Annotated in this window: 9 protein-coding genes; 4 read left to right on the plus strand and 5 right to left on the minus strand. The window is 46.7% G+C overall.

The features are described 5' to 3' along the window. Positions 1 to 192: 192 nt before the first annotated feature. Entirely contained in the window at positions 193 to 1632 is a 1440-nt protein-coding gene (gene pyk, locus M0413_RS12350) for a pyruvate kinase (RefSeq protein WP_037418713.1), read from the minus strand. 185 nt (positions 1633 to 1817) lie between these two features. After that, positions 1818 to 2672: a MurR/RpiR family transcriptional regulator gene (locus tag M0413_RS12355; protein WP_011072455.1), complete on the minus strand. Its 855-nt coding sequence runs from the start codon at positions 2670 to 2672 to the stop codon at positions 1818 to 1820. Positions 2673 to 2984: 312 nt separating this feature from the next. Between M0413_RS12355 and zwf the strand changes: the two genes are divergently transcribed. Genes zwf through M0413_RS12375 form a run of 4 tightly spaced genes read left to right on the plus strand, consistent with a single transcriptional unit; the run spans position 2985 to position 7666 of the window. Beyond that, positions 2985 to 4457 carry a glucose-6-phosphate dehydrogenase gene (gene zwf / locus M0413_RS12360; RefSeq protein WP_037418717.1) on the plus strand — a complete coding sequence of 491 codons (1473 nt, stop codon included), beginning with the start codon at positions 2985 to 2987 and terminating at the stop codon, positions 4455 to 4457. Between the two features lie 9 nt (positions 4458 to 4466). Continuing rightward, positions 4467 to 5165 carry a 6-phosphogluconolactonase gene (gene pgl / locus M0413_RS12365; RefSeq protein WP_037418721.1) on the plus strand — a complete coding sequence of 233 codons (699 nt, stop codon included), beginning with the start codon at positions 4467 to 4469 and terminating at the stop codon, positions 5163 to 5165. A gap of 12 nt (positions 5166 to 5177) precedes the next feature. Continuing rightward, entirely contained in the window at positions 5178 to 7004 is a 1827-nt protein-coding gene (gene edd, locus M0413_RS12370) for a phosphogluconate dehydratase (RefSeq protein ID WP_249554409.1), read from the plus strand. Between the two features lie 20 nt (positions 7005 to 7024). Then, on the plus strand, positions 7025 to 7666 hold the full coding sequence (locus M0413_RS12375; protein ID WP_055648241.1) for a bifunctional 4-hydroxy-2-oxoglutarate aldolase/2-dehydro-3-deoxy-phosphogluconate aldolase: 642 nt from the start codon (positions 7025 to 7027) through the stop codon (positions 7664 to 7666). A 72-nt stretch (positions 7667 to 7738) separates the two neighbouring features. On the opposite strand, the gene M0413_RS12380 is transcribed toward M0413_RS12375, so the two are convergent. The 3 genes from M0413_RS12380 to M0413_RS12390 all read right to left on the minus strand — a co-directional run bounded on the left by M0413_RS12380 (position 7739) and on the right by M0413_RS12390 (position 11127). After that, positions 7739 to 9079, minus strand: coding sequence for an anti-phage deoxyguanosine triphosphatase (locus M0413_RS12380; RefSeq protein ID WP_249554410.1), 1341 nt, complete (start codon positions 9077 to 9079; stop codon positions 7739 to 7741). A gap of 25 nt (positions 9080 to 9104) precedes the next feature. Beyond that, positions 9105 to 9692 (minus strand): 5'-deoxynucleotidase, encoded by a 588-nt coding sequence (gene yfbR, locus M0413_RS12385; protein WP_037430288.1) that lies wholly within the window; start codon positions 9690 to 9692, stop codon positions 9105 to 9107. 220 nt (positions 9693 to 9912) lie between these two features. Next, positions 9913 to 11127, minus strand: coding sequence for a pyridoxal phosphate-dependent aminotransferase (locus M0413_RS12390; protein ID WP_037418735.1), 1215 nt, complete (start codon positions 11125 to 11127; stop codon positions 9913 to 9915). Positions 11128 to 11188: the final 61 nt, after the last annotated feature.

Consider the following 11188-nt stretch of genomic DNA (forward strand, 5'->3'; position numbering starts at 1 on the left):
GCTGGATGGTAAACGGGAAAGGGCATATCCACGAGTCCTTAAAATGAGCAAAAACAAGTTCCCGGTTAGAGCAAAGAAAAATGCCGTTCACTCTTAAGTGAACGGCATTACCTCAACTGAGGTGGTTTTTGTTTTTAAGTTTAATGACTTTTAGCCTAACTTTTTCGTCTAGCGAAAGCCAATCAGCAAAGATTAAGCGACGATTAGCACTTTACAGGTGTTAGTGCCACCGATGGTTTCCATCGCATCACCTTTGGTCATTAACACTAAGTCACCGCTGTGTAAGTAACCCGCTTTGGTTAATGATTCCAATGCTTTTTGCGCGAGCTCATCGGCTGGATAGATCGTTGAGTCGAAGTAAATCGGTAATACACCACGGTACAGAGCCATCTTCGCCAGTGTTGTGTCATGGCGAGATAGGCCAAGGATTGGTAAAGATGAACTGATACGCGACATCAGTTTAGGTGTTGCACCTGATTCTGTTAAAGCAATAATCGCTTTAACACCTTCTAGGTGGTTTGCCGCATACATAGTCGATAGGGCGATGGTTTCTTCAACTGAGGTGAAACGTGCATCCAATCTGTGTTTAGAGACTTTCACACTTGGGTGAGATTCTGCACCAACACACACATTCGCCATTGCTTTAACCGTTTCTTCAGGGAAGTCACCGGCAGCGGTTTCGGCTGATAACATCACAGCGTCGGTACCATCAAGCACGGCGTTTGCCACGTCCATCACTTCTGCACGGGTTGGCATTGGGCTTGAGATCATTGACTCCATCATTTGGGTCGCTGTGATGACGATTTTATTGAGCTGACGTGAACGGGCGATGAGTTTCTTTTGCACTGCCACAAGTGCAGCATCACCAATCTCAACCCCTAAATCTCCACGGGCAACCATGACAACGTCAGAGGCTAAAATCACATCATCCATTGCTTCATCGCTAGCAACCGCTTCTGCACGTTCAACTTTCGCGACGATCAGTGCATTGCTACCAGCCTGCTGTGCTAAAGAACGTGCGTATTCTAAATCGGCACCGCTACGTGGGAAGGAAACGGCTAGATAATCCACTTGGATCATCGCTGCGGTGAGAATGTCAGCCTTGTCTTTTTCGGTCAGTGCCGCAGCGGACAAACCACCACCTTGCTTGTTGATCCCTTTATTGTTTGATAAAGGACCCGCAACCGTTACCGTCGTATGGACTTTACGACCTTCGACGCGCTCAACACGTAGTTGGACACGGCCGTCATCGAGCATCAGGATGTCGCCAACATTCACATCATCAGGTAATTGCTTATAGTCGATACCGACTTGATTCTCATCGCCTTCACCTTTGGGGAGTTCAGCATCAAGAATATAAGCTTGGCCTAATTTCAGTTGGACTTTCTTGTTGTCTTTAAAGGTAGAGACACGGATTTTAGGACCTTGTAGGTCACCTAAAATCGCTACATGTACACCTAATTCTTTTGCAATTTCGCGAGCTTGAGTCGCGCGTTTGAGATGATCTTCGGGGGAGCCGTGGGAGAAGTTAAGACGAACAACGTTTGCACCTGCCGCGATAATGCGGCGTAAGTTATCGTCACGGTCAGTGGCGGGGCCCAGGGTGGTGACGATTTTGGTTCTGCGGAACATAAGATACTCCGTTAAAGTTAAAAAAATCTTGTGACTATATTAGCATGCAATTCCAAATTATGTAGTAAAGTTACAATCAAATTGATCTGAAGTTATGTTTTAAAATTGTGAGGTATCGCTGAAATTTGCTTTAAAAAAGGCTAGACGTAGGGTTTGCGCTAGCCTTTTTAAAGATAGGAAGTGAATTACAGTATCGGATCTTTATTGATACGAGACTCTTTCAACACTTCTTTTACCCGTTTTAAATTATCACGGAAACGAGGGCCGCGGCGTAGGGTAAAACCCGTCGCCAATACATCTATAGTCACCAATTGCGCTAAACGCGAGGCCATAGGTAAATACATATCTGTATCCTCTGGCACCTCCATCGTCACAGGCAGTGTACATTCCATCGATAACGGCGAGTTACGAGCCGTAATACCAATAACGGCAGCGCCGTTTTCTCTTGCTAAACGTGCTATTTCAATCAATGACTTAGTGCGGCCTGTGTGGGAAATTAAAACCACAACATCGCCTTCATTGCTGTTGATACAACTCATGCGTTGCATCAGAACATCGTCAAAACAGATGACAGGCACATTAAAACGGAAAAATTTATTTTGTGCGTCATGGGCGACTGAGGCTGATGCCCCTAAGCCAAAGAATGAAATTGTCTTGGCCTGAGTCAGAATATCAACGGCTTTATTGATGGCCGCTACGTCTAAACTTTGACGGGCAGTATCTAAAGAAGCCATTGAAGATTCGAATATTTTTGTTGTGTATGATTCGGGAGAATCATCTTCTTCCACATGGCGACTCACATAAGGCGTGCCGTTTGCGAGACTTTGTGCCAGATGTAACTTAAAATCAGGAAAGCCTTTAGTATCTAAGCGGCGACAGAAACGGTTCACAGTAGGTTCACTGACATCTGCCATCTTAGCGAGTGTGGCGATACTGGAGTGAATAGCTGTTTGCGGAGAGGCTAAGATGACCTCTGCAACCTTGCGTTCTGACTTACTAAAATGGGTGAGGCTTTTTTGAACCTTTTCTAGGGTATTCATACGCGTATGTCCGCTAAATTGAGTATGTAATTTTATTTTTTTTTGTTTAGTGCCACAGATCAGCTTGACGATCCCACTAATCAAGATTGCTTAAGTAAGTTTTACGTCGGTTTTTGAAATAAGAATTTACTATCATCAGTAATTTAAGCACAAAAATCATATCAGATTTATGCCTTAGGTGCCTAGTTAGCTAGAATGTTAATATTGATAAAAAGAGATGCATTTAACAAATTCTGTTGTTATATTACAACAAAAGTGTGGATTCCTTCATTAGCATGAAGGGACACGACATACAAAGGAGAGCGTAACGCAATGGGCAAAACATCATCAGGCGCCAAAGCTTGTGACTTCGTACTCTTTGGTACTAAAGGCGACTTGGCAAGACGCAAGTTGTTACCTTCTTTATACCAGTTAGATAAGGCTGAACTTCTCGACAAAGATACTAAGGTGATCGGTGTCGCAAAAGATGAATTTAGTCAGGATGAGTTTAGAGAGCTAGTCATTCTTGCGTTAAACACCTTCGTCAAAGAACCCCTCTGCGAAGAAACGCTTAACCGATTCGTGTCCCGTTGTCATTATGTCGGCACTAATTTTACTGATTCAGCAGGTTACAGCGCCTTCCATGAATTGCTCAAACCAGAAGAGCGTGTCATGGTCAGTTACTTTGCCACTCCACCGTCGATTTTTGGGGATATCTGCCGCTGTTTACATGAACAAAATCTGATCCACAGCGACTCGCGCGTCGTTCTCGAAAAACCCATTGGCTCTGATCTCGCATCTTCCCGTGTGATTAACGATCAAGTTTCTGCCTACTTTAAAGAAAGCCAAGTCTACCGTATCGACCATTATCTCGGTAAAGAGACCGTTCAAAACTTAATTGCGCTGCGTTTTGCTAACTCCTTATTTGCCTCTAAATGGGATAACCGGACCATTGACCATGTCCAGATCACGGTTGCCGAAGAAGTGGGTATTGAAGGCCGTTGGGGTTACTTCGATAAAGCTGGTCAAATGCGCGATATGATCCAAAACCACTTACTGCAAGTGTTGACGCTGGTTGCGATGGATCCACCTGTTAACTTAGATGCTGACAGTATCCGCGATGAAAAGGTGAAAGTACTGAAGTCGCTGCGGCCGATTAATGCTGACAATGTCTATGAAAACACCGTCCGTGGTCAGTACAGTGCTGGCTTCCTCAAGGGCAGTCCAGTGCCTGGTTATTTAGAGGAAGAAGGGGCGAACGTACACTCGCATACTGAAACCTTTGTTGCGCTGCGTGTCGACATTGATAACTGGCGTTGGGCTGGCGTGCCGTTCTATCTGCGCAGCGGTAAGCGCATGCCGTTTAAGAGTTCTGAAATTGTGGTGTATTTTAAAAATCCACCGCATAACTTGTATCGCTCTAGCTACCGTAACTTGCCACCTAACAAGTTAACCATCCGTCTGCAACCACACGAAGGGGTTGAGATCCAGATGATGAACAAGGTGCCAGGGTTAGAGCAAAAACAACGTCTGCAAACCACCAAACTCGACTTGAGTTTCTCGGATACTTTCAAAAACGAGCGCATTGCCGATGCCTACGAGCGTTTATTGCTTGAAGCCATGCTCGGTAATCAAGCCTTGTTCGTTCGCCGAGACGAAGTGGAGCAAGCTTGGACATGGGTTGATGGCATCATCCAAGCATGGGAACAGAGCAATGAAAAACCGAAACCTTATCCTGCGGGCACTTGGGGCCCCGTGGCTTCCGTCGCGCTGATCACCAAAGACGGTCGTTCGTGGGATGAATAGGGGGCTTTGATGATTAAAGAAACCGTATTTAAATCCTTTGATACACCTGCTGCGCTCGAGCAACAGTTAGCGAATAAGATCGCTAGCCAGTTACAAGAAGCGGTGGATGCCCGTGGTAAGGCGAGTTTAGTGGTCTCTGGCGGCTCAACGCCGCTGAAACTGTTTGAGCTGCTTAGCATGAAATCTATCGACTGGAGTGATGTTTACATTACGCTTGCCGATGAGCGTTGGGTCGATGTCGAAGATAGCGCCTCTAACGAACGTTTAGTGCGCGAGCATTTATTGCAAAACCGCGCGGCCAATGCCAAGTTCCGCGGATTGAAGAATATGTTTTCCACCGCCGAAGCGGGCGCCGATATGACCGCCGAGTTGCTGTCTAACTTCCCGCGTCCCTTCGATGTGGTGGTGCTCGGGATGGGCAACGATGGTCACACTTGCTCATGGTTCCCTTGCAGTGCTGAGTTAAACGATGCCTTAACTACTCAAGCTTTGTGCGTGGCAACCAATCCCACCACGGCGCCCCATGGTCGGATCACATTATCTAAGAATGCGATCCTCAATAGCAGACAGATTTATCTGCATTTGGTTGGGGAACAGAAATTATCCGTATATCGTCAAGCCTTAGAAAATGATGATGTTAATGCTATGCCTATCAGAGCCGTATTAGCGCAGCGTAAAACGCCCGTTGACGTGTTCTGGAGCGCTTAAGGAGTCACTCTCATGCACTCAGTCGTTCAATCTGTTACCGACAGAATTATTGCCCGTAGCAAAGCATCACGTGAAGCATACCTTGCTGCATTAAACGATGCCCGTAACCATGGCGTACACCGTAGCTCGTTAAGCTGCGGTAACTTAGCCCATGGTTTTGCGGCTTGTAACCCCGATGATAAAAACGCATTACGTCAATTGACGAAGGCCAATATCGGGATTATTACTGCATTCAACGATATGTTGTCGGCACATCAACCCTATGAAACGTATCCTGATTTATTGAAAAAGGCCTGTCAGGAAGTGGGTAGTGTTGCACAGGTGGCCGGTGGTGTTCCCGCCATGTGTGACGGCGTGACTCAAGGTCAACCCGGGATGGAGCTGAGCTTACTGAGTCGTGAAGTGATTGCCATGGCAACCGCGGTTGGCTTATCCCACAATATGTTCGATGGCGCCTTACTCCTTGGTATTTGCGACAAAATTGTGCCTGGTTTATTGATTGGTGCGTTAAGTTTTGGCCATTTACCCATGCTGTTTGTGCCAGCAGGCCCGATGAAATCGGGTATTCCTAACAAGGAAAAAGCCCGTATTCGTCAGCAATTTGCCCAAGGTAAGGTCGATAGAGCACAACTACTCGAAGCGGAAGCCCAGTCTTACCACAGTGCGGGTACTTGTACCTTCTATGGTACGGCTAACTCAAACCAATTGATGCTCGAAGTCATGGGCCTACAATTGCCCGGTTCATCTTTTGTGAATCCTGACGATCCACTGCGTGAAGCCCTGAATAAAATGGCGGCCAAGCAGGTGTGTCGCTTAACCGAGCTGGGCACTCAATACAGCCCAATCGGTGAAATTGTTAATGAAAAATCGATAGTGAACGGCATTGTTGCACTGCTGGCGACTGGTGGTTCAACAAACTTAACCATGCATATCGTGGCGGCGGCGCGTGCAGCGGGCATTATTGTCAACTGGGATGACTTTTCTGAATTATCCGATGCGGTGCCATTGCTGGCTCGGGTTTATCCAAACGGTCATGCGGATATTAACCATTTCCACGCCGCTGGCGGGATGGCCTTCCTTATCAAGGAATTACTCGATGCGGGCTTACTGCACGAGGATGTCAACACAGTTGCAGGTTTTGGTCTACGTCGTTACACCCAAGAGCCCAAATTACTCGATGGCGAGCTGCGCTGGGTCGATGGTCCAACCGTCAGCTTAGATACCGAAGTATTAACCTCTGTCGCTACACCTTTCCAAAACAACGGTGGTTTAAAACTGCTTAAGGGCAACTTAGGCCGCGCGGTGATAAAAGTGTCTGCCGTTCAACCGCAGCATCGAGTGGTGGAAGCGCCCGCTGTGGTGATTGACGATCAAAACAAACTCGATGCGTTATTTAAATCCGGTGCATTAGACCGAGATTGTGTGGTGGTGGTGAAAGGCCAAGGGCCGAAAGCCAATGGTATGCCAGAGCTGCATAAACTAACGCCGCTGCTTGGTTCACTACAGGATAAAGGCTTTAAAGTGGCGCTGATGACCGACGGTCGTATGTCGGGTGCATCGGGCAAAGTGCCTGCGGCGATTCATTTAACCCCAGAAGCGATTGATGGCGGGTTAATTGCCAAGGTACAAGACGGCGATTTAATTCGTGTTGATGCGCTGACTGGCGAGCTGAGTTTATTAGTCTCAGACACCGAGCTTGCAGCCAGAACTGCCGCTGAAATTGATTTACGCCATTCTCGTTATGGCATGGGTCGTGAGTTATTTGGGGCACTGCGTTCAAACTTAAGCAGTCCAGAAACCGGTGCGCGTAGTACTAGCGCCATCGATGAACTTTACTAATACAAAGGAAGAATAACGCAATGCTTGAGAATAACTGGTCATTACAACCACAAGATATTTTTAAACGCAGCCCTATTGTTCCTGTTATGGTGATTAACAAGATTGAACATGCGGTGCCGTTAGCCAAAGCTCTGGTCGCCGGTGGGATTAGCGTGTTAGAAGTGACATTACGCACGCCGTGTGCTCTTGAAGCGATCACCAAAATCGCTAAGGAAGTACCAGAGGCGCTAGTCGGCGCTGGGACTATTTTAAATGAAGCCCAGCTTGAGCAAGCGATTGCTGCGGGTGCGCAATTTATTATCACCCCTGGTGCAACAGTTGAACTGCTCAAAGCGGGGATGCAAGGCCCGGTGCCGTTAATTCCTGGCGTTGCTAGTATTTCCGAAGTGATGACGGGTATGGCGCTTGGGTACACCCACTTTAAATTCTTCCCTGCTGAAGCGTCTGGTGGAGTGGATGCACTCAAGGCTTTCTCTGGCCCGTTAGCCGATATCCGCTTCTGCCCGACAGGTGGTATTACACCGAGCAGCTATAAAGATTACTTAGCGCTGAAAAATGTGGATTGTATTGGTGGCAGTTGGATTGCACCTACTGATGCGATGGAGCAGGGCGATTGGGATCGTATCACTCAGCTTTGTAAAGAGGCGATTGGCGGACTTTAATCCGCTATTTCACGGATTAATTTGCGAACAAAAACCACCTTTTCGGTGGTTTTTTATTACTAAATCAAAAGGCTACATTTCTTTACTCAACTCCACGTTTGAGCCAGCCTTAGGGCTAAAGAGTTGTTGATAGAGCCGTCCGGCAAACTCGTCCGTCATCCCTGATATATAATCGGCTAAGACTCTGTGACTGTTTAGACCCTGTTGTTCGCTTGCGCGCCAACGCTCTTGAGTGTTAAGCGGTAACAGGCGCTCGGGATCGGAGGCAAATGCTTCAAATAACCCCATCACAATTTGTTGCCCTTTGTATTCGAGCATTTGGATCTCGGGTTTACGGATAACATATTTATACACTAGCTGTTTTAACACATTGAGCGCATGGGCAAAGTCGGGTTCAAGGCTGGCATTAAACCGCAGCAACGGTTCCTCGAAAGCCGGATCGTCATTGATGATAATGGCGGTGACAAAGCCATTCACTAAGGTACCTATGGCATCTTTACGCAGATGATGCTCGTGGGAGAACAGTTTAGTACCGATATCGGCCAATTCTTGGCGGATCCAGAGATCATTACTGTGCTCAAATGTTGGCGCCACATCCTGCTGCCATTGTGATGCCGTTACTATCCCCATGACGATGGCATCTTCAAGATCATGTACTGCATAGGCAATATCGTCCGCTAGCTCCATGATGGAGCAATCGAAGGATTTATATTGGGTACGCAGGTGCGGATAGTTGGGCTGAACACTTGGTTGGACTGAGGTAAAGCGAGTTCTATCTGCCGCAGTTAATGGCTCAAGCACCCAGTCGAAGATGTCATTATCATCGTCGAATATGCCTTTAACTGGCGGCCATTGTGACGGTTTAAGTTGTCTGTGGTTGGTGATTTCAGGATGATTGCCTGCGACAAACAGGTGCGATTGTGGTGCGGGATATTTTAAAATTCCTAACATGGTTCTGCGGCACAGATTCATCCCAAAATCTAAGGTGTAGGGCTCGAGTTTAGAGAGAATACGAAATGTCTGGCCATTGCCTTCAAAGCCTCCGTGGTGGCGCATCATATAGTTAAGGGCAACTTCACCACCATGACCAAAGGGCGGATGACCAATATCATGGGCAAGGCATAATGATTCCAGCAAACTCATTGAGTCTAATAAGGGCTTATGCTCGGGATATTTACGACTTAGCTGAGCGGCGATCCCCGTGCCGATTTGTGAGACCTCCAGTGAGTGGGTTAAGCGCGTGCGATAGAAGTCATTCATGCCTACGCCAAGCACTTGGGTTTTTGCTTGCAGGCGACGAAATGCAGCAGAGTGGAGGATCCGCGCCCTGTCCCTTTGGTATGGGCTGCGATGATCATTACGTCTTTGTTTATCTTCACCATGGCGGCGTTCTTGCCAAACACTTGCGGTCATATGCATTCCTAGCGGGAGTGGTACATCAGAGCATCTTGTTTATTTCGTCTAAATTCAAGGTAAAACTGGGCACAAAGCAATCCATAAAATATTTCACTGCAGGGTTAGGATTGGACTCGAGCATGGCTTCGAGGCGTTTTCGTGCGGTGTTAAATTCAGTATTGCCAGCGCGATTTTCCTCTAAACACTTCAGGTAAGCACACAGGGTATCGGCTGATTTAACTATGGCTTTGTAGATTGGATCGGCGTTATCGCTGATAAACAGGCTGCGATAATCCTCTTTAAATTCATCAGGTACCATATCGAGCATGCGCTGTTCGGCAATGGCTTCAATTTTTTTATACTCGGCTTCAATTTCTTTATTGAAATACTTCACCGGGGTGGGTAAATCGCCAGTTAAAATCTCACTGGCATCATGGAATATAGCCAAACTGGTAGCTTGATGGGCATCGAGAGTCGTGCCAAATTTCTTATTACTGATAATGACTAAGGCGTGTGCCACCATGGCGACTTGCAGAGAGTGTTCCTGAACGTTTTCGGTGCGCACGTTGTACATTAAAGGCCAGCGCTGGATAAGTTTCATTCTGGCAAGGTGGGCAAATAAATGACTCATAAGGCTCCTTTAAATGAAGGCTAAAAGGCGCGTCACTCGACTCTGAAGATAAGTGAAAAGCAAAGTGCAAGTACGGCTATTGAGCGTAAGCCTAACACTTATCGCAAGGATAAGTGAGTGAAATAATGGTAGGATTTACAGAACAAATACAAAAATAAAGCGATCTTGTTGATCGCTTTATTGCCTAGGTTTGCTAAGTAAGCGTGATGCTTAAACCCATTTATTGTTTATAGGCTTCCAGGAAGTTACCAAATTCAGTTAATGCCTTCGTTAGATCTTCTTTATAGGGTAAAAACACCACACGGAGATGATCAGGTTCCGGCCAATTAAAGGCAGTGCCGTGCACTAATAGGATTTTTTTATCCCTTAATAAATCGAGTACTAGGCGCTCATCATCCCTGAGATTGAACTTTTTCATATCCAATTTGGGGAAAGCATAGAGTGCGCCCTTAGGCTTTTTCACGCTCACGCCTGGGATTTGATTCAACAGCTCGTAACATGCATCTCTTTGGACTGTGAGGCGGCCATTAGGCAGTATCAGCTCGTTAATACTTTGATAGCCACCGAGTGCGGTTTGAATCGCATGTTGATTGGGCACGTTGGCACACAGGCGCATCGAGGAGAGCATCTCTAACCCTTCGATATAACTCTTTGCAGCCTTAAGATTACCAGACAACATCATCCAACCAACACGAAAGCCAGCAGCGCGATAAGCCTTAGATAGCCCATTGAAGGTAACCGTTAAAATATCGTCCGACAGACTAGCCGCAGGAATATGCTTGGCTTCGTCGTATAAAATTTTGTCGTAAATTTCATCAGCAAATAAAATCAGGTTATGTTCACGGCAAAGCTCGATAACTTGCAGCAGTAATTCTTTGCTGTAAACCGCACCTGTAGGATTATTCGGGTTGATTAGTACAATACCACGGGTGCGAGAAGATATTTTGCTCTTAATATCATCAAGATCGGGAAACCAATCCGCTTCTTCATCACAGCGATAATGTACGGCTTTACCGCCGGCTAAGTTAGCTGCGGCCGTCCACAGTGGGTAATCGGGTGAAGGGATCAGTACTTCATCAGCGGTGTTCAATAAGCCCTGCATGGCCATCATGATCAGTTCTGACACGCCGTTACCAATATAGACATCTTCGATATCAACGCCATAGATACCCTGCGCTTGATAATGCTGCACGATCGCCTTGCGGGCTGAGAATAATCCTTTTGATTCACAGTAGCCCTGGGCACTCGGGAGATTAAGGATCACATCGCGCACAATTTCTTCTGGTGCTTCAAAACCGAAGGGAGCAGGGTTACCAATATTGAGTTTGAGGATCCTGTGGCCTTCGTCTTCTAAACGTCTGGCTTCCTTGTGCACTGGGCCGCGGATGTCGTAGCAAACAGTATCCAGCTTATTGGATTTGATGATAGGGCGCATTTACACCTCGAAACATGCAGTTAATTTTGGCTTAAGTTTGTGCACCATAACGAAATTATCT

The sequence above is a fragment of the Shewanella sp. 8A genome (assembly GCF_023475945.1).
Taxonomy (GTDB): domain Bacteria; phylum Pseudomonadota; class Gammaproteobacteria; order Enterobacterales; family Shewanellaceae; genus Shewanella; species Shewanella xiamenensis.